Source organism: Pseudomonas sp. RW10S2 (assembly GCF_014268985.1).
Lineage (GTDB): Bacteria > Pseudomonadota > Gammaproteobacteria > Pseudomonadales > Pseudomonadaceae > Aquipseudomonas > Aquipseudomonas wayambapalatensis.
Genome location: NZ_JABWRO010000022.1, coordinates 1 through 17,976, shown reverse-complemented (window position 1 = coordinate 17,976; position 17,976 = coordinate 1). Strand labels below are relative to the sequence as shown.

Genomic DNA, 17,976 nt, shown 5'->3' with positions numbered 1-17,976 from the left:
CATTTGCGCTGGCCCGGCCGGTGCCATCTGCCACGGTGCCCATTTCGCCAGTGAAGCCGCTCCTTGCCCGTCGGCGTCAATCCTGTGCGCGGTGAAGATCCCGCCGCAGGTCGGCAAGATACGGAAACGCCTCGCGCCCCTTCATCACCCGCTCACGCTCAAGGTCGGCCAGCAACTGGCATTCCTCGCGTCCGGCCATGGCCAGCAGGCTGCCGTCCGGGCCGATGATGCTGCTCTGCCCGCAATACTGGATTTCACCTTCAGACCCGCAGTAGTTGGCGTATACCAGATAGCACTGGTTCTCCTGCGCCCGCGAGCGCACGGTCACCTGGCAGACGAAGTCGTAGGGCGTCATGTTCGCGGTCGGCACCAGGATCAGCTCGGCGCCTTCGAGTGCCAGGCGCCGGGCGTTCTCGGGGAACTCGATGTCGTAGCAGATCAGCAGCCCCAGCTTCCAGCCATCGAGCTCGACCACCGGAAAATGGTTGGCACCGGGGCTGAACATCGAGCGATCCAGCTCGCCGTACAGGTGGGTCTTGCGGTAGTTGCACAGGCTGCGGCCGTGGGCGTCGATCAGTTGCACGCTGTTGTGAATCGAGCCGTCCTCGGCCCGCTCCGGGTAGCCATAGACGATGGCGATGCGCTGCGCCTGGGCAATCTCCACCACCGCCATGGCCGACGGTCCGTCTTCGGGTTCGGCCAGGCGCTGCACCGCGTCGGCGCCGATGTTGTAGCCGCTGAGGTACATCTCCGGGCACACCAGCAGTTGGGCGCCACGCGCTGCGGCCAGTTGCGCCTGCTGCTGCAGGCGTTCGAGATTGCCGGGCACGTCCAGTGGCCTGGGCGTGCCCTGGAACAGGGCGATGCGCATGGGCGCCTCCTCGTGTCAGTCAGGCAGGGCGATCGGGCCGATCTCGTGGAACACGTCGCCCGGCCCGGGGTTGTCCGCGTGGGTCTTGCCGCCGAAGTGGTTCATGATACCCCACACCGCATTCAGCGACGTCTGCACCGCGCCTTCGACCCAGGCCGGGGTCCAGGACACGTCGTCGCCAGCAATGAAGATGCCGCGCTGCTCGGGGGGCAGGTCCTGTTGCATGAAGTGCGCGTACATGCGCTGGTTGTAGCGGTAGTGACCTGGCAGCGCGCCTTTGAAGGCGCCGAGGAAATAGGGGTCGGCTTCCCAGGAGATGGTGATCGGGTCGCCGATGATGTGCCCGGCGATGTCGGTTTTCGGGTAGATCTTCTTCAGCGCATCCAGGGCCAGCTGCACGCGTTTTTCGGTCGGGTGCGGCAGCATCTTCAGCGCATCGCTCATCCATGCGTACGACAGGCAGATCACTCCCGGCTTGTCGTCACCGTTGTCGAACAGGTAGGTGCCGCGGGTCAGGCGATCGGTGAGGGTCATGCTCAGCAGGTCGCGGCCGGTCTGCGGGTCCTTGTCCTTCCAGAACGGGCGGTCGACCATGACGAAGGTCTTCGAGGACTGCATGTAGCGGGTGCGGTCCAGGGCCATCCACATCTTCTGCGAGAACAGCGACTCTTCGCAGTCGATCTGGGTGGTCAGCAGCCAGCTCTGGCAGGTGGTGAGCACGGCGGCGTAGTGGCGGGTGTCGCCATAGTTGTCGGTAACCGCCAGACGTCCATCGCTGGCGCGGGCAATGCGCTTGACCCCCGCCCGCGGCGCGCCGCCATGTAGCGAGCGAAGGCTGGTGCCGGCCGGCCAGTGCGCAGTGCTGTCCGGCACATGCCGCCAGATGCCCTGCGGCACTTGCTCCACGCCTCCGACCACCAGGTGCTGGTGATCGTCGCAGTTGGTCATGACCACACGGAAGATTTCCAGCATCGAGTTGGGGAAGTCCGAATCCCAGCCGCCGGTGCCGAAACCGACCTGGCCGAACACTTCCCGGTGTTGGAAGCTCAGCTTGGCGAAGGCTTTGGAGGTGGCGACGAAATCGTAGAAGGTGCGGTCGTCCCACAGCGGCACCAGGGTGTCCCACAGAGCTTTCAGGCGTGGCACGTCGCGCTCGCGGATGGCTTGCTGGATCTCGCCGAAGCGTGCGCCGTCTTCCAGCGCGTCGGCCCAGGCTTCGGCCACCTCATGGAACAGCGCCGGCAGGTCGGCGGCGTTCTCGGCGTAGTAGGTCTGGCCTTCGAGGTCGATCACCGTGCTGCCCGAGGCCGGGGTCAGCGGGTTGGGAAAGGGTTTCGTTTCCAGGCCGAGCTTGTCGACATAGTGGTAGAAGGCGGTGGACGACACCGGGAAGCGCATGCCGCCCAGTTCGGCGACGATACCGTCGGTGCCGTTGAAGGCCTGCGAGCGCAGGCGCCCGCCGAGCTTCGAGGCTTCGTAGACGACCGGCTTGAGGCCCAGCTTCATCAGTTCGTAGGCCGCCACCAGCCCGGCGATGCCGGCACCGACGATCGCCACTTCTTCGCCATGCCGTTCAGGGGGGATGCTGCCAAGGCCTGCGGGATGCTCCAGCCAGTCGTCGAAGGCGAAGGGAAAATCAGGACCGAAGATGGTGACCGGCGGTTTGCCGTCGACGGGGTGGCGGTTTTTCTTGTTCATCTGATGACCTTGCCAGAGCGGCTGCGCTGAGGGCGGAGCCTGAGTATAGGAAATGCCTGGTGGTCATTGTATGAAGAGGGGCGCTCGTAATTAAGAGCAATAGTGGCGTCGATCTGCAGGGGATTATGTCGATATGACGATAAGAGTTTGCATTGTGGCGATACCTCTATCCAGGCTGCCCGCGATCCACCTTGCTGCTCAGGATGATCGAGGTGGTGGTCTTTTCCACGCCTTCCAGGCTGCCGATCTGGTCGAGCAGCTGGTCCAGCTGTTCCGGTGAGTCGCTGAGCAGCCAGGCGACGTAGTCGAACTCGCCACTCACCGCACACAGTTGCTGTACCTGCCCCATTGCCGACAGGCGGCGCACCACCTCGCGTCCCGAGCGTGGCTGCACCGTGATGCCGACATAGGCCTGCAGACCACCCCCGGCCAGGCGCTGGCCCAGGCGCACGCCGTAGCCGGTGATCACCTTGTGCTTCTCCAGGCGCGTCAGCCGCGAGGTGACGGTGGTGCGGGCGATGCCCAGATGGCGTGCGAGAGTAGCGACGCTTTCGCGGGCGTTGATCTGCAGCAGGGCGATGAGCTGGCGATCGATTTCGTCGAGGGCGATGGCACGGGAGTCCGGCATGACAAATCTCTGCAATGGGTGCGCTAGCCTAGCCAGACCTGGGCTCGGGCGGCAAGGTGAGCCGTTCGCACGATGATGGCAAAATGATTTAATCGATTTCACTTCTGTCTCAGAGCGGGCGCGTATTATGATGCGCCACTTGGTATTTGATAATCATTCGCGCTAAAGAATTGACGCCAGAAATCCTCTCTGCCTAGCGGTAGGTGCCACGTGTCCAGCCTGTTCAAGTTCGACGTCGATGCGGCGTTCTGTGTTTCCTTGCGCGATCGGCAAGACAGCCGCGAGCGTTTCATGCGGGAAGTGGGCAGCAGGATTGGCAATCCGCTGGTCTTCCACCTGAGGGACAAGGACGTCAACCCGATCCGGGCCCACTACGAGTCCCATCGCGCGTTGGCGCTGATGGCCCTGGAGCAGGGCTGGCAACGCATCCTGATTTTCGAGGACGATGCCAAGGCCTACGACTGGGGCGCCGCGTCGATCAACTGGATCAACCGCTTCATCGCCACCCGCCCGTTCGAGAGCCTGCACCTGGGCTACACCATGGGCCGCACCTGGCTGACCTGGTTTCCGTTCATCGCCCGTGGCCGAGTCAGTGCGCCGCATGCCTACATTCTTTCCCAGGAAGGCTGTCGAGTGCTGGTGGCCGCACCCTACGACGGCAGGACACTGGACAGCCTGTTCAAACGACGGATCAAGCAGCACTGCGCCTACCCGATGCTGTTCCGCCGCATCAGCACCGCCGCCTCGCAGGATGCGCGTGTCGCCCGGCATGAGGATGCGCAGTGGCAGCAGAACTGGGCGCGTCACCTGCGTTCGCCGCTGAAGTATTTCTGGAAAACCTTGTTACGCTGGAGCTTTTGATAGCGCAGGGGGAAACCGGCATTGACCTTCGAACATCTGCTCGAGTGCTGGCGACTGGAAGTTTCCAATAAGAAGAAGCCGGGACGGTGGATCAGTTTGCTGAGTAATGTCCTGCGTCGGTCGCGCAGGGATAACAAGCTGCGCTTCCTGTTTTGCTACCGTCTGGCGCAGTACATGGATGGCAAGGGAGGGCTGGCGCGCCGCTATGCCCGGGGCATGCAGCAGCGACTCAACCTGAAGTATGCCGTGGACATCGACATCGGCGCGCAGATTGCGCCGGGGTTGCGCATCGCCCATCTGCCAGGCGTTGTCATTACCCGGCATGTACGGATCGGGCGCAGTTTCTTCATTCGCCAGAACTGCACCATCGGCATCAAGACCTTGGGGCTGGAGCACTACGCGCTGGAGATCGGCGATAACGTCAGCCTGGGCGCCAACAGCTGCATCATCGCCGACCGCCTGCGCATCGGCGACAACGTGGTGATTGGTGCGATGTCACTGGTCACCCGCGACATTCCCGCCGACACGACGTTCTACAACCCACGGCAGGCGACGCTGCTGCAGCGCTGAGCGTTGCCGTGACGCTCAGCCGACCGACGCTGCAGGCGACCGATCGCTGCGACTGCCCGACAAAAGCACCATGGCCGCCGCCAGCAGCAGCACACAGGCATAGGCATTGGTGGTCACGACCAGCCCGACATGCTGGGTGGCGATGCCGGCGGCCACTGCCGGCAGGCTGAAGGCCAGGTAACTCAGCACATAGAACCCGGCCATCAGCCCGCCGCGTTCGTGAGCATGGGCCAGCGGTACGACCGAGCGCAGGGCGCCGAGAAACCCGCCACCAAAGCCCAGGCCGGCGACCGCGGTGCCGAGGAAGAACAGCCAGGCCAGGCCGCCGTCCACGCCGATCAGGGTCAGCAGCAAGCCGCTGACCAGTGCCAGGCTGCCGCGGCGCAGGATCACCTGGGCCTCGTTGTTGCGCAGGGCGAAGATGCCCAGCGCGCCGCAGCTGGTCAGCAGGAAAACCAGGGTGCCGCCGACCAGCGGTGCCTGCAGCCCTGTGACCTGGCGCGCCAGGGTCGGCCCCAGCGACAGGTAGAAGCCGCCCAGTGCCCAGAGGCTCGCATTCAGCGGAGCGATCCGCCAGAAGGCGCGCCGGGCCTGCGGTGGAATTCGCACCCGTGGTCGCAGCGAGGCCCAGGCGCCGGGCTGACGGCTGATGCTTTCCGGCAGGCGCGGCAGCAATACCGCGAACAGCGCAAAGACGCCCAACAGGACCAGGAAGACCCGGTGCAGCGGCTCGCCGGAAAACTGCATCAACGCACTACTGCCCAAGGCGCCAAGGGCCAGGCCCAGCATCGGCGTCACGCTATTGAGCAGCGGCCCGCGCTCACGGTCGAAGTCCAGCAACGCCGCGCCGAGCACACTGGTGGCAAGCCCTGTTGCGCAGCCCTGCAGCAGGCGCGCGACGATCAGCGCCTCGACCGATTCTGCCCGCAGGAATACCGCCATGGCCAATACCTCCAGCGCCAAGGCCGCCGCGATCACCGGGCGCCGGCCGATGTGATCGGACAGCGAGCCGCAGACCAGCAGCGTCAGCAGCAAACCGCCCGCGTAGATGCTGAACACCACGCTCAGCAAGGCCGGCGAGAAGCCCCAGGTTTCGCGGTAGAGGGCATAGAGTGGTGTCGGCGCGCTGGCCGCAGCCGAGAAGGCGATCAGAATCGCCCCCAGCAACCACAGGGACGCGGCGCGAGACAGACCGTTGCGGCGTTCGCGCGTGCTTTTGGGTAAGGTATCGCTCATGGTTGCTCTCGCAAAGGCTAAGAGTTAGCTTTTGCAGACGATGAACCTGTTTCGAGATAAAAGCAAATTCTTTGCGTTAAGGTGCATATGGCGATCAATCAGGGCGTGCGTCCAGGCGGGCGTAGTGCGAGGGTTCAGGCCTCGGTCCACAATGCGGTCAACCAGTTGCTGGAGGAGCGCGAGCGTGGCGAACTGACCGTGCCGCTGATCGCTGCCCGCGCGGGTGTGACGCCTTCGACCATCTACCGGCGCTGGGGCGACCTCAACGAACTGCTGGGAGACGTTGCGCTGCAGCGCATCCGTCCGGACAGCGGCCCGGTCGACACCGGCAGCCTGCCCGGAGACCTGCTCGCCTGGGGCATCCAGTACATGGAAGAGACATCATCGGTGCCCGGCCGCGCCGCGGTGCTCGACCTGCTGGCAGCTGGTGGCGGCTGCTCCGGGCGCTGCCTGGAAATTGCCACGGCGCAGTTTGGTGCGATTCTCGAACGCGCAGTGGCACGCGGTGAGCCGGTTCCGAGCAATGATCGCGTGGTCGATAGACTGATGGCACCGCTGGTGTACCGGATTCTGTTTTCCGGTGAGCCGCTGGAAGCGGCGTATGTGGAGGCGTTGGTGGAGGTGACGCTGGAGGGGATTGGCGGCTGAGGGTTGTTTGCCTGACGTGGCCGTCCCACCAAACGCAAAAAAGCCGCGCTGATGCGCGGCTTTGTCGTATCTGGTGGGCCCACACTGCGCCTGTTTCTCGCTGCCGAAGATCCAGCCGGTCATGTTCTTCGTTTCCAGCACGAAAATGCCGTAAGGCGAGAGGGCTGTGATCCATTTTCTTCCTTGAGCCGAGCTGCTTGACGAGCGCCCGTGGCAGGGCGAGCAGATGTGCCGAAAACCTGATGTCTGGCACAGATCTGGATAGTGGTTAATTGCTTTCAATGGCTCAAGGGGATCGCGACCATAGTCCTATGGTGCGATGGGATCGGCTCAGGTTCTCAGCGTGCTATCTGGTAACGGGTGCTACGTCCACCACCGGGTAGCCGTTCGATGCAACCTTTCTCTCGCAGGTCGCTCAGATGACGGGTCGCGGTGGCTTTGGAGACTTTGGCCACGGCTTGGTATTGTCCCGCGCTGATACCGTTCTCGAAACCCTTTTCGCCACCATCGAGCAGGCGGTTCAGAACTTTGATCTGCTCTGCCGATAGCGTTTGGCTGCGGTGTGCCTGCCAAAAGCGCGCCTTGACCAGTACACGGTCGATGCGAGCGAGGGCCTGTTCCAGGCTGTTGAGTAAGGTTGCGAGAAACCACTGCAGCCAACTGGTGATATCTAGCCCACCTTTCTGACTGACTTCGAGGATGCGGTAGTAACCGGCGCGGTCGTCGAGGATGCTCGCGGACATCGCGTAAAATCGAATGGCTTGCTGTTCGCCTTGGGCCAGCGCCAGATCGGTGATGGCGCGGGTGAGGCGACCATTGCCGTCGTCGAAAGGGTGTAGGGTCACGAACCAGAAATGGGCGATGCCAGCACGCAGAAAGGGGTCAAGGCTGGCATCGCTTCGGCTGCTCTCGAACCAGCCGAGAAAGTCCGTCAATTGCGCTTCCAGCCCTGCGCGGGGAGGGGCCTCGAAATGTACCGTAGGGCGGTCTATGCGACCGGAAACGACCTGCATCGGCTCTTCCCCGCGCAGTGTGCCGATGTGTAGCGGTCGAGCCAGTAGTTCGTCATCGGTGGCGAATAGCCAACGGTGCCAGGTGAAGAGTCGCTGTTCCTCTAGCGGTTGTTGATGCAGGCTGGTTGCATCGAGCAGCAGTTCCGCCAGGCCTTCGGAACGTGAGGTGGTGCGACCCTCTTCGCTCAGCCCCAAGCGCCGCGCCAGTGATGAACGCACCGAACCGACATTAAGTTGCTCACCTTCGATGGCTGAGGAGGTGACGATGTTCTGCAGCATGGCATCCAGGCTGCTCTGCACTTCGGTGTCACTGCCCACCGCACCGAGCATTCCCAACAAACGACCCTGAGCCTGGCTGCAGGCTCGCAACAGCGGGGCGAGCGCTTCGCCTTGCCAACTGAAGTGAGGCCAGTCGGGCTGCTGCCAGATCCAGAGCGGGTCATTCATAAGGGTTGTTCATCTGTGAGCCGATTAACGAGCCTATCCGGCTCATGCAGTGAGCCGATAATGCCGCTTATTCGGCTCACTGTCTAATTCTCAAGCCGGGCTTGCTAGGTTGATGAGCGCGTCTGATCAGGGGTGTTGCGCGCACGCTTGTTCAGCGTTTCAGAAACATCGTTGAAAGAGGTCATTTGTAGCTCTTGGGCTACAAAATGGCACAGTCCAAGCTGTCTTGTAGCTCAAGGGCTACAAGCTTCCAGGCATAGCTCTGCATCTGCGTCGGTTTCCGGTTGTAGGTTCGGTTACCGATGGCTGTTCTAAGCTGATCGCAATGAGTAGTGGACGAAAAGTGTACGTTCATCAAGCAGCTATGGAAGGCGAGAGCGCGCTCAAGAGCGCGCAAAGCCGCGCAGTGCGCGGCTTTGAGTATGGTGGGCCCACACGGACTCGAACCGTGGACCAAAGGATTATGAGTTCGCCAATGACACCGCTACGCTAGGTTTCATTGGGTTACACGAGGAAACGGTACAGTACGTGAAATTACAAGGCAATCAGTACGTTAGCGAACGGTAGGTTACAGTTGAGGACATTCGTGATGTACCTCTAGTGTACCTCCAGAGGAGGTACACGTGCAGGCTTAAGTGCGGTGTTATCGTGGTTCGGCTCAGGTTCGGTGCTCCAACCCTCGACCGGCTGCGGCAGCAGAGCTGCCTTGGTCTCGGGTTTTCTATTTTTTACACCTCAATTTGCAGTTCGACAATATTTTGTACAGGCGTGTATATGTCAACCTCTACTTCAGGAGTTTCGATCGTGACGATCAAGCTAAACCTAGCGGTTTTTTTCCAGTAATTATCCGAGGTTTTATGCTTCCACCATCCCCCTACAGGGTATACGGCGATGTAATTCATACTCGCCAGCTGCGCAGCATCCCCAGTCCACGTGTCAGTGTGTACTGAACCTCGCTTCCTAAGCGCAGGGCCGAAGAACCAACCGGAATTATCTCCCTCTGGGCCATCATACTCTTCGTCATCTTGACTGGCCAAACCGTTGATGAAGTTCTTAAAGTTTTGAAGGCTTTGATCCGGTCTTATAACTTCAAAGCGAAGGCCATGCGACTGGTAGGTATATCTGCTGCGGTACCCCTTGCGGCCAGGGTTCGGCTCTATATAGTAAGATAGAGTAACCTTTAATTTTACATTTTGGTGTCCCAGAGACTGCAGCACTTCTTCTGGCCAAGGAAGCTCATAAAGAACCATTTCATTCAATTTTGCATCTGTGGCGCTGTTTTCTTTGCCGCGCTCTTTGATGAATGGCTTTATAGTCTCTTGTGATATGAGTGTTAGTAGGTTGTCTGCGCTGTGGCGAGCTTTTTGAGTATCAATTATTCCGTAGCCTACAGTGCGAAGCATTATCTCTTTAGCGTTGCCCCTCGTGTGCGACTTCAGCAGCAAACCATATCGCTCATACATTCTGTCAGTCCATGAGGCAGAATGTACAAGAAGGCCACGTATTGTCTCGGGCCAGTAATTAGGATACTCCGCAAGTAGAAGGCCTGCCTCTTTAGATACTACTGCGCAGGCCGAGCTCGTATCTCTCGTTGTTTCTAATACTAATCCAGCAGTACGGCCGGAAGTTGTAAGTATGGAGACACAATCAGCGTCACTAACTTCAGTCTGGTCGGGCGACAGGAGCCGGTTTCCTCCCTCCGCCACGACTTCTGGTTTGTAAGGGGCTTGTCTCCGCCACTCCCAACTAACTGACGATCTCGATGACGGCGCTACGTCTCCGGGGTGCGCAAATGGAGACCATCCACCGAAGGTTGGGTCATCCACTTCAGTTAAGAACGTAGACGCACCGACGGTAATTGAGTTCCAAGCTTGGGCTGGATCTTCAATTTCTGCGTTATTGACTTGGTCCCAGTAGTCTAGATCAGGGCGTAGCGCGGAGTTGTTTCCAGCAGAGATGATGAACAGCCGTTGTTTGTCATCTAAATAGCCGGAGCAGTAATAATCAATTTCCGCAGACCAAGAGGAGGGTTGACCAGTAGGGCCTGATGGTACAGCAGTAACTGCGAGGGAGTATGCTCTATTCCAATTGGGATTCTGGATCTCAATTTTGTTTGCGGTGTCAACAGTGACTGCGCCATAAAGCTGGGGATCATTTCTGCCTGTTGGAGGGAATATTCTTGCGGACTCTATGTGGTAAGTGCACTCTACTGGAGTGTTAGAGAAAAGAAGTTCCTGCAGATGCTGCCCATATAATATTACGCCGGCTTGCTTTGAACCATGATCGTTGTATGGGGACGCCGGTGCGTAATTGTCGAAATGTGGCCATGTCGCATTCCAGCACTCGGAGTTCCTCGCGCTGCACACTACAGAAAGTAGTGGGTTGTTATAGTTTACTCCGGTGTCAAGAACGCAAATAGAGGCAGTAGAATTGCGGTTGAGCGTAACTCTTCCCTGAAGATCCGTAGCGAGATCTTGCTGGTCGGTGGGGGAAAGAGTTATAGATAGGTTAGGTGAAGCTTGAGCCCGACGAAGCTCTGAGAGGTTGCCGATAAGCTCTGGAACCCTGGCAAGCTGTTCCGCAGTGCACTTAATCAGGAAGACTGCTGACTTAAAGAAAGTTAAGTAGCTACTAGAGATCTCTGCGCCGAGCCTCTCGCCGATATCTCTCGCAAGAGCCAGGGGGCTGCCCTGATTATCTTTCCAGTTTAGCCAGACTTCCCACCATATAACTTCGGTCGAGTTTGCTGGGAAAAGGTGTGGTTTGTCGGTCCAAAAAGAGCTTAAATCAGCAAGGCGAATTTCTTGAATACTGTCTATGAGTCGACGATTTTTTGGGTTTGACGTGTTGTCTTTTTCGTTGATCACGTCTTTCGCAGGGTTTAGATATGCTTCAATTTTCCCTGCTAGGTCATTTCTTTTGTTGTCGGGGACAAATATAACAGCAACTTCGCTATCTCCTTCCATATGCCAGCTTTGCAAGCGATAGCTTTTTTTAGTGTCTAAGCTGTCTAGCTGGAGCTGGCAATTTGGAACGCCTTTGATTTTTAAATATATACCTGTGTCCTCTGTGAGAGGGACTTCGGCTTCCTTGCGAAGAATTCCTTGGTCGATAGCTTCTCTATACGCATTTTGGATGAAGGCCCCATGTGCAGTCCTGTCCTGGACTGGTACTAGAGGATTTCTTCCGCGCCCTTTGGGTTTAAATGGCCCCTTTGCATTGAACCCAGAAACAACAATATGAGGCAGTCCTTCGCGCATATAAAACTTTACTCCCCGGTATTAATTGTGAATTTGCCTATATGAAATGGCGTCGCTCAATAGTTTTGTAGTTAGAATGGAATCGTTGTGAAGTACAGCCTCTTTAGCAGCGTCCTCACATGCCCTAGCTATTTCGGCAGAGCTAAGGTTGTCAGCCTTGCTCAAAACGGCTTCCCACTTTATATTGGTTAGTTTAAATTGGCTTAGCCGATTTTTTATTATTTTTCTAATATTTTCTTTGTCAGGTTTTTCGAATGGTATTATATCGTCAAAGCGCCGGTATAACGCCTTGTCCAGAAGCTCCGGATGGTTTGTTGCTGCAATTATTATGCTTTCAGAAGTGTCTTGTTCAACAAATAATAGGAATGAGTTTAGAACTCGGCGTATTTCTCCAACATCATTTGGGGAGCCGCGCTGTGTGCCGATTGCGTCAAATTCGTCGAAAAAATAAATCGCGCGAGTTTGTCTTATTTGATCAAATATTAGTCTAAGCTTTGATGCTGTTTCACCCATAAATCGAGTTATTAGTGAGTCAAGTACAATAGTGTACAAGGGGAGCTTTAGCTCCGCCGCCAATATTGATGCTGTAAGAGTTTTTCCGGTGCCCGGAGGCCCGGTAAATAGAATTTTTCTTCTGGGGGATAAGCCAAATTGAGAGAGCTTATCTTTTTGTCTTTGTTCAATAACAATTCTATCAATGCGGCTTTGCGTCTCGCTTGATAAAATTAACTCGGCCATCCGTGCTGCAGGATGAGAAAGTTCTAAAAGCCCGTTCAGTTCTTGCGGAGACCTATTGATCGGGCTTGCCGATATTGATCGGACCGTTCCCTTTTGCGGTTCCGCATTCTGCCGTTGAGCCTTCTCTACGAGGTTTTTTATGTCTCCTGCGAGTTTTGTATGGCCAATACGGGCCTCTTTTGCTGCTACTTGTAGCGCAATTGAGTAGAAGCGATTTTCATCGCGTTCTATATGGCTCCTTAAGAGAGCTTTGATTTGTTCGGCCGTTGCCATGATTTATTCCAGAGTGGCGATGGATCAGGTGCGTGGATCCAATCCAGCTGAGCCCATCGCATTTGCTCGATTTCTTGAATAGTATGCCTCCTTACGGAGGGTAGCAAAACGCTTTCAGGATCGGTGGTGGCAGTGGGAGCCTAGGACTGCTGTCGACTTGAGGCTTTGACCCTTGCGAGGCCTGCCGGTGGGCTAGGACCTTCGCTTTGCTTGGGAATGGGCCGCTGGTCCTGGAAGGGGGCTGCGGGTACTCTGAACCTTCCTAGCTGAACGGATCGACTCAGGCGCCGTCCCTCCGCTGGCCCCAATTTGAAACTGTCCATAGATGCTGGCGGTCTTGTCCACGCAATGACCTAAGGCTGCCGATACCTCCTCTTTACTGATGCCAGATCGCTTATAGTCGCTGGCAGCGGCATTTCGGAGGTGATAGGGACAGATCCGGAATGCGAGCCATGGCCAGAGCTTATGACCAGCCGACGACAATGCTGCACGCCAGTTGGTGCTCTTCTCAATGCGAACAATCGTCTCGGTTGTACCCGCAGCATCCCCATGGTGCCCACAGGCTTCAAATAGTGTCCTAATCAACGAATGCGATTCTTCTTGGTCCACACGATAACTGATTTCTCGCCAAGGTTGCCCTTTCTCCTCAGTCACTTTGATACCGCTATCTATTCTGATCGTCAGCAATCCGTCTCGCGTACAAATAATTTTTACTCCTTTCTCAAGCTCGCCAGGTCGGCATCCAGATACGGCCTCAACCAAATAAGCCAATTTATACTTGCTATTATTGAACTGCCCATATAGTTGCTCTCTCCAGTTGCTCGGTAGCTTTCTCAAGTCAGATCTCTTTGACTTCCGTCTTTCAGTTGAATCCAAAGGAACCATGCCTCGATGTTTTTCAATGAGAGTCAGCATTAATATTATTCCGTCAATCGTAGAGGCATGAGCCGATAAGGAGCTCACATCCTTTATACGTTGAGCTGCATCTTGACTGCGTAACGCTTCTCGAAGCTGAGTTCTACAGCAATGCATTACCGCAGCCACTCGCCTTCGGTAGGTCGACTTACTTCTAGTCCTGCAGATTGCTGACCATAGCTTTTCGGGGTCAGCCCCTTCGTCGCCAACTAACCTGTTGTACTCGCGTACATAGTGTTCTTCAGTCGACTTAGATAGCTTCCTGGGCGGCAGGTCTTTTAGTCGTTGGCGACCTTCTTTTACGAGCTCAAAAATCTCTTCCTGGGTCATCATTGCGCCTTTTTCTGTGACCTAACTTCGTTGAGCTGTTTACCTGACAGGGCACCTTTCGCTACGCGAATCGCCGTTCCGGCGACCGGTGCCCACATTCACGCAGCTGCGTGAATGTGATTTCTTTTTAGGTCACTTACGACCTATTCTTTTTAGGTCACGCATGACTCATCAATTTTTAGGTCACATGTGACTTTTTCTTTGTCTGATCCTTGTACAGCTTAAACAAGTTTGCTTGAATACTCTCATCGCCTATGTATGGAGACTTTCAATGTCATCCTCCGGATATCAAGTTGGCTTGTCTGCTGGTTACGCTCACTCTCGCGCAACCCAAGCGTCATACGAAACTGTGATTGATGAGTGGCGCTTGCACTCAGAGAACCTGAAACATCAGGTAAACGCTTTGAATGAGCGTATCGAAATCATGCAAGGCCACTTTGAGGCGAATAACTATGTTTTGCTTCTGTTGCTGGAGGAGTTAAGAAAGACATCTCCTAACTCTCCACTGCTGGCAAAGGAAAACAGAGATTCGCTTCGTCAGAAGGCCTTTGATAGATATCTTGAAGACCGCGAATATGAGGGGCAAAGTTCACGCCTCCAGAGGTAATTAACCTCCAGGAGGCGGCCCACCCAGCAGTGTGCTGTTGTCTGGCATGCTTCGGCTAGGAGTAGAGTTATCTGGCCCCTTGGAGTGTTTTGCCCCGCCACCCAGACCACCCGCGGCCCCGTGCTTCGTTTCCCTGACGCCGGCGACAAACACATCCTGGCCGCTGTCACCCGTGCGCTCTGCGTCGGCGATACCACCAGTAGATCCGTTACCGATCCATCGCAGGATGTTGTCCGGAACCCAGTGAATCAGGCTGAAAACGATATGGACAACCGTCGTCATCATCACCACATAGATGGCCACGTAAGCGATAAAGCTGACGATGCCCGTCATGCTGTCGGCCTGGATCCCCGAGACAACTGACATGAAGGCTGCATTGATGTAGCCAACGATTGGCTGGGTTAGCAGCATCCCGCCGATGAGGCCGAACAGCATCAGTGCCGGGCGCATCACCAGTGACAGGATCATCATGTACCCCTGGCCAGCTCGGCCAACAGCATCGTCTCCGTCCGGGTGGATGTGGGCCACAGCGAACAGCGGGGCCGCAATAACCGACTCCAGGACAAGAACGAACCAGTTCACGATCGAGGTTACCCAGGTGATGAAAGGGATCATTGGGACGTAGGTGCTGAGCGTCACGCCGAAAGCGAACAGCAAAATCAACAGCGTGGTGATCAGGGTTGAGAGAAACTGGAATACCGCTCCTGCGTCGAAACCGACCTTCACTGTGGCCTGTGCTGCCCAGGAGTTCGCGACGCCGGTGGCGCTGGTCATGGCCGCGAGCATCACCTCGCCGGTAGTCACGATGACATCGCCGAAGCTTTTCATCTGGCTCATGTGGTTGAGGTTGGAGCCGGCGATGCTCTGCGTCATCTGGTTGATCGCACCCATGAACGGGGCGGAAATCATCTTTTTGACGTATTCCCATGCCCCTTCGCCATCGCGGGGCTCACGCACGTTGGTCTCGGCATAGTAGGTGTTGCGCACCGAGTCGACGCGGTGCTTGGCATATTCGTCGGCGGTGAGCATCACGTCGGCATAGGTCTGGAGTGTCTCCTTGGTCTCCTTGTCGACGATGGCAATGGGGTCGGCTGCCGGTAGGCCGTTCAACGTCGATTGCATCACATCGTTCATTTTGACGATGTGGTTGTACCAGGTGCCGGCGAACAACCAGCCACCGTCCTTGGCGGCTTTGAGGAAATCAGCTGCCGCCCGATCACTGGTCTGCATTACGGCTGTCTTGGCGGCGGCGCGAAGCGAGTTCTCATAGGTGTTCGCTGCGGCGTCTATCACGCCAGGGGCCGGTTTCTGTCCAGCTACGATTTGCTGCGCAGTCGGCCGGATGTCCTGGATCATCTGCTGAATGGCTTTGGCGTGGGCGGCGAGAATTGGTTCTTTGATGACCTTGGTGTTGCTGTTGCCTTCCGAGGCCTCCCAGGATTGCTTCCAGGTCAGGGCACCGCAGACATCGGGGTTCATGTAGGAGTTATCGTTCGCCTTCCACTTGTAGTCGGTGACGGTATAGCTCGCTTTGTTGTACTTCTGAACCATATTGATGCCGCCATAGACCGGTATGGCATCGGTAATGTCAACGTCAATCTCACCGGTGTTGACGACCTTGCGGGTGGATGCGACAGCTTGGATGCGTGTCGACCGACCAGAGGCCTCGAACTGCTTGTTCATCGCCGCGGTGCAAACTTCGAACTTCAGGATGTTGGCGGCCAGCGGCCGGGAGTCTGGAATGAGCGGTCGGGAAAGCATGCCGTCCTTGCCGATTTGGTCGACCGCCTGGCTCCAGATTGCGTCTCCCACACCCACGCCCTGTATCGCAAGCCAGAGCACCATGATCTGGATCAGTGAGTAACCATGCCCGAGCGGCAGCAGCAATGCGCCGCCCGCAGCGGTGCGGAGGGGAATCCAGATGTCGCTCATCTTCCGGCCTAGGACCTCACCATCCTGGGCGGAGTCCACGGTGCCTTTGATCGTGGTGTAGGCGATGAAGAGCATTCCCAGGAACATCACTGCTCCGCCGAACACCGACATCATGCTTCCAAGCACGTCTTCGGTTTCGCCACCCTCCACGTTTCCACCGGAGTGAATGGTGCCGACGATCGAGCCGAAGACTTCCTCCAGGAAGTCCACAGATGTATCACCTGGCGGTGGGGTGAACTGGTTCAGTCCGCCTGAGGAGTTAGCGTGAGCTGTGCCTCCGAAGAGAGCGGCCAGAAGTAGGCAAAGCAGCAGCGATTTTTTCATCTGGCCGTACCCCGCTGTGCCGGCGGTAAAACTAGATGCGTGGCACTAGCGTCAAACACATACAGCAACGCATACGGGATGCCGGCGAGCGCATAAAACTGACCCCCGCCGGACAAATACTGTTGCACGGCATAAAGGGCCAGGACGGCTGTTGAGGGGAACAACCACCAGCCTGGGAGTCCACCCCAAGCACGATGTTGCCCGAAGGGAACTGCTAGGTTGGTGAGGAGTAAAAGAAGGTAAAAAATTCTGTGCGTTAGACGGCTAAAGCCCGGTGAGCCAAGCCAGCTTATTAGGCCGGGCATGCGAGGATCTCCGCAACTTCTGGGGTTCTGTAGTAAACACGGCGACCAACTTTTACAGAGGTACCATTGAGGCTTCGATAAAAATTATCGTTTTTGTAACGGGTGAGATGAACGCGAAGAGCTTCTGGAGACTTGCCTAAAAGCTCTGCGAGTTGGGCAGGAGACATCAAAAGTCCAAATTTTTCGACTAGGGCTTCTTCGAATCGACTTTTCATCGGAACGCTCCACAACTTGGGGGTAAGTGTTGTGGCCTATTTAAATTCGGCGGCTCATATGTGGTCAACTAACGTGGCGTTATGTCTTGTACCGCTAATTTGTTATTTTGGCGTATTGTTGCGTATTTTTTGTTGTTATTTGTTATTGTTTAGCGCTTTTGATTACTCGGGGTTAGCGGCCCTATACGCTTATATGAAAAAAAGATCTAAGAATGGTCCTCCCCATAAGTTTTCACCTTCGCCCCATAAGCTTTCACTTTTAACCCCATATGTTTTCACCTTTGCTCCCCATAAATGTTCACCTATTAAAGTTGTCGCCCCATATCTCTTCACCTTTCGCCTCATATCCTTTCACCTTAGGCCCCATAAGCTTTCACCTTAGATTGGTAAAGTCCTTTAAATTCAATGAGTTATGAAAAAATATAGTTTCCTCTGTTTGTATGTCTTAAAGAAAAAACAAACAGACAGACCGGAGGGCTGGACTAAAATTAGCGGGTGGAGATAAAGTGACGACGCTGGATGGGGTTGCAGCCCTATCCAGCGTCTGACCAAAAAGATCGACAGGAGATCCTAATGGCTTCCAATATCCTACCACGTCAGCTTTTTCCTCAAAACCTCACGCATGATTTACTAACAGAAGTCGCACCAGAGCTTGATACCCTCAATGGTGAGATGCTGTTAGAAAAATTCACTGGTATGTTGCAGCCAGCGCTGGATGCTGTTGTAGATGCATACAAACTGGCGGCTGCTAACAAAGTGACAGAGCAGGCATTCCAATTGTTTTTAGAAAACCTCGTTGTGGCTGCTGACGAGGAGTAAGGCTGATGCATCCGCTGAAGAGGTTAGTCCAGGGGGAGCTTCATCACGCCAATCCTGAAGTATTGGTTGAGACTGCTTTGAATCTTTGGTACCACCCTGATCCTATGCCTCTGGTTCTAAAGGTCGTTAATGGCCTCCAAGATATAGAATTGCGTCGAGCCCTGTATACCCTGGATCGTTTGAGGCGTTATGGTACCGCGCTGACCGAGCAAAGACGTATAGAGTTGACAGAGCTCGTACGCTCACCACGTTGGGACTCATTGAAAATCTTTTTTGTGCTTTCGCC

15 protein-coding genes and 1 pseudogene are annotated in these 17,976 nt (G+C 56.2%); 6 read left to right on the top strand and 10 right to left on the bottom strand.

Annotation, left to right across the window (positions count from 1 at the left end):
- Window positions 1-76 precede the first annotated feature (76 nt).
- The 3 genes from HU729_RS07310 to HU729_RS07300 form a co-directional block, all read right to left on the bottom strand.
- Complete coding sequence (locus HU729_RS07310) at window positions 77-871, bottom strand: carbon-nitrogen hydrolase family protein (protein WP_186709370.1); 795 nt, start codon at window positions 869-871, stop codon at window positions 77-79.
- Window positions 872-886: 15 nt separating this feature from the next.
- On the bottom strand, window positions 887-2,569 hold the full coding sequence (locus tag HU729_RS07305; RefSeq protein ID WP_186709367.1) for an NAD(P)/FAD-dependent oxidoreductase: 1,683 nt from the start codon (window positions 2,567-2,569) through the stop codon (window positions 887-889).
- Between the two features lie 166 nt (window positions 2,570-2,735).
- The gene (locus tag HU729_RS07300) at window positions 2,736-3,197 is read right to left on the bottom strand and encodes an Lrp/AsnC family transcriptional regulator (RefSeq protein WP_186667529.1); all 462 of its coding nucleotides are present in this window, start codon (window positions 3,195-3,197) and stop codon (window positions 2,736-2,738) included.
- 210 nt (window positions 3,198-3,407) lie between these two features.
- Here HU729_RS07300 and HU729_RS07295 point away from each other — a divergent pair, with 210 nt between their 5' ends.
- Both HU729_RS07295 and HU729_RS07290 read left to right on the top strand, forming a co-directional pair.
- Window positions 3,408-4,058 (top strand): hypothetical protein, encoded by a 651-nt coding sequence (locus tag HU729_RS07295; RefSeq protein ID WP_346655290.1) that lies wholly within the window; start codon window positions 3,408-3,410, stop codon window positions 4,056-4,058.
- A gap of 21 nt (window positions 4,059-4,079) precedes the next feature.
- Window positions 4,080-4,628 (top strand): serine acetyltransferase, encoded by a 549-nt coding sequence (locus HU729_RS07290; RefSeq protein ID WP_186709361.1) that lies wholly within the window; start codon window positions 4,080-4,082, stop codon window positions 4,626-4,628.
- A gap of 15 nt (window positions 4,629-4,643) precedes the next feature.
- Here HU729_RS07290 and HU729_RS07285 read toward each other — a convergent pair whose 3' ends face one another.
- The gene (locus HU729_RS07285; protein WP_186709360.1) at window positions 4,644-5,864 is read right to left on the bottom strand and encodes an MFS transporter; all 1,221 of its coding nucleotides are present in this window, start codon (window positions 5,862-5,864) and stop codon (window positions 4,644-4,646) included.
- Window positions 5,865-5,951: 87 nt separating this feature from the next.
- Here HU729_RS07285 and HU729_RS07280 point away from each other — a divergent pair, with 87 nt between their 5' ends.
- Window positions 5,952-6,512 (top strand): TetR/AcrR family transcriptional regulator, encoded by a 561-nt coding sequence (locus tag HU729_RS07280; RefSeq protein ID WP_186709359.1) that lies wholly within the window; start codon window positions 5,952-5,954, stop codon window positions 6,510-6,512.
- Between the two features lie 84 nt (window positions 6,513-6,596).
- On the opposite strand, the pseudogene HU729_RS07275 reads toward HU729_RS07280, so the two are convergent.
- The 4 genes and pseudogenes from HU729_RS07275 to HU729_RS07260 form a co-directional block, all read right to left on the bottom strand.
- Window positions 6,597-6,674, bottom strand: a pseudogene (locus tag HU729_RS07275) (nuclease-related domain-containing protein); the annotation flags it as partial.
- A 176-nt stretch (window positions 6,675-6,850) separates the two neighbouring features.
- Window positions 6,851-7,972, bottom strand: coding sequence for a Fic family protein (locus tag HU729_RS07270; RefSeq protein WP_186709358.1), 1,122 nt, complete (start codon window positions 7,970-7,972; stop codon window positions 6,851-6,853).
- A gap of 728 nt (window positions 7,973-8,700) precedes the next feature.
- Complete coding sequence (locus HU729_RS07265; RefSeq protein ID WP_186709357.1) at window positions 8,701-11,232, bottom strand: S8 family peptidase; 2,532 nt, start codon at window positions 11,230-11,232, stop codon at window positions 8,701-8,703.
- A 21-nt stretch (window positions 11,233-11,253) separates the two neighbouring features.
- Entirely contained in the window at window positions 11,254-12,243 is a 990-nt protein-coding gene (locus tag HU729_RS07260; RefSeq protein ID WP_081263167.1) for an AAA family ATPase, read from the bottom strand.
- Window positions 12,244-13,759: 1,516 nt separating this feature from the next.
- On the opposite strand from HU729_RS07260, the gene HU729_RS07255 reads away from it, so the two are divergent.
- Window positions 13,760-14,095 carry a hypothetical protein gene (locus HU729_RS07255; protein WP_186709356.1) on the top strand — a complete coding sequence of 112 codons (336 nt, stop codon included), beginning with the start codon at window positions 13,760-13,762 and terminating at the stop codon, window positions 14,093-14,095.
- Here HU729_RS07255 and HU729_RS07250 read toward each other — a convergent pair whose 3' ends face one another.
- Together HU729_RS07250 and HU729_RS07245 are read right to left on the bottom strand one after the other, a co-directional pair.
- Window positions 14,096-16,351 (bottom strand): DotA/TraY family protein, encoded by a 2,256-nt coding sequence (locus HU729_RS07250; protein WP_186709354.1) that lies wholly within the window; start codon window positions 16,349-16,351, stop codon window positions 14,096-14,098.
- 292 nt (window positions 16,352-16,643) lie between these two features.
- Window positions 16,644-16,871, bottom strand: coding sequence for a hypothetical protein (locus tag HU729_RS07245; RefSeq protein WP_079743374.1), 228 nt, complete (start codon window positions 16,869-16,871; stop codon window positions 16,644-16,646).
- A gap of 573 nt (window positions 16,872-17,444) precedes the next feature.
- Here HU729_RS07245 and HU729_RS07240 point away from each other — a divergent pair.
- Together HU729_RS07240 and HU729_RS25795 are read left to right on the top strand one after the other, a co-directional pair.
- Window positions 17,445-17,690, top strand: a complete 246-nt coding sequence (locus HU729_RS07240) for a hypothetical protein (protein ID WP_186709345.1) — start codon at window positions 17,445-17,447, stop codon at window positions 17,688-17,690.
- A gap of 5 nt (window positions 17,691-17,695) precedes the next feature.
- Window positions 17,696-17,976 (top strand): hypothetical protein (locus HU729_RS25795; protein ID WP_238348326.1); only part of this gene is annotated, 281 nt, incomplete at its 3' end.

Excerpts from the sequence above, each read along its gene's own strand:
- HU729_RS07310 (WP_186709370.1), bottom strand. The coding sequence starts at position 871 with ATGCGCATCGCCCTGTTCCAGGGCACGCCCAGGCCACTGGACGTGCCC.
- HU729_RS07305 (WP_186709367.1), bottom strand. The coding sequence starts at position 2,569 with ATGAACAAGAAAAACCGCCACCCCGTCGACGGCAAACCGCCGGTCACC.
- HU729_RS07300 (WP_186667529.1), bottom strand. The coding sequence starts at position 3,197 with ATGCCGGACTCCCGTGCCATCGCCCTCGACGAAATCGATCGCCAGCTC.
- HU729_RS07285 (WP_186709360.1), bottom strand. The coding sequence starts at position 5,864 with ATGAGCGATACCTTACCCAAAAGCACGCGCGAACGCCGCAACGGTCTG.
- HU729_RS07280 (WP_186709359.1), top strand. The coding sequence starts at position 5,952 with ATGGCGATCAATCAGGGCGTGCGTCCAGGCGGGCGTAGTGCGAGGGTT.
- HU729_RS07270 (WP_186709358.1), bottom strand. The coding sequence starts at position 7,972 with ATGAATGACCCGCTCTGGATCTGGCAGCAGCCCGACTGGCCTCACTTC.
- HU729_RS07265 (WP_186709357.1), bottom strand. The coding sequence starts at position 11,232 with ATGCGCGAAGGACTGCCTCATATTGTTGTTTCTGGGTTCAATGCAAAG.
- HU729_RS07260 (WP_081263167.1), bottom strand. The coding sequence starts at position 12,243 with ATGGCAACGGCCGAACAAATCAAAGCTCTCTTAAGGAGCCATATAGAA.
- HU729_RS07255 (WP_186709356.1), top strand. The coding sequence starts at position 13,760 with ATGTCATCCTCCGGATATCAAGTTGGCTTGTCTGCTGGTTACGCTCAC.
- HU729_RS07250 (WP_186709354.1), bottom strand. The coding sequence starts at position 16,351 with ATGAAAAAATCGCTGCTGCTTTGCCTACTTCTGGCCGCTCTCTTCGGA.
- HU729_RS07245 (WP_079743374.1), bottom strand. The coding sequence starts at position 16,871 with ATGAAAAGTCGATTCGAAGAAGCCCTAGTCGAAAAATTTGGACTTTTG.
- HU729_RS07240 (WP_186709345.1), top strand. The coding sequence starts at position 17,445 with ATGGCTTCCAATATCCTACCACGTCAGCTTTTTCCTCAAAACCTCACG.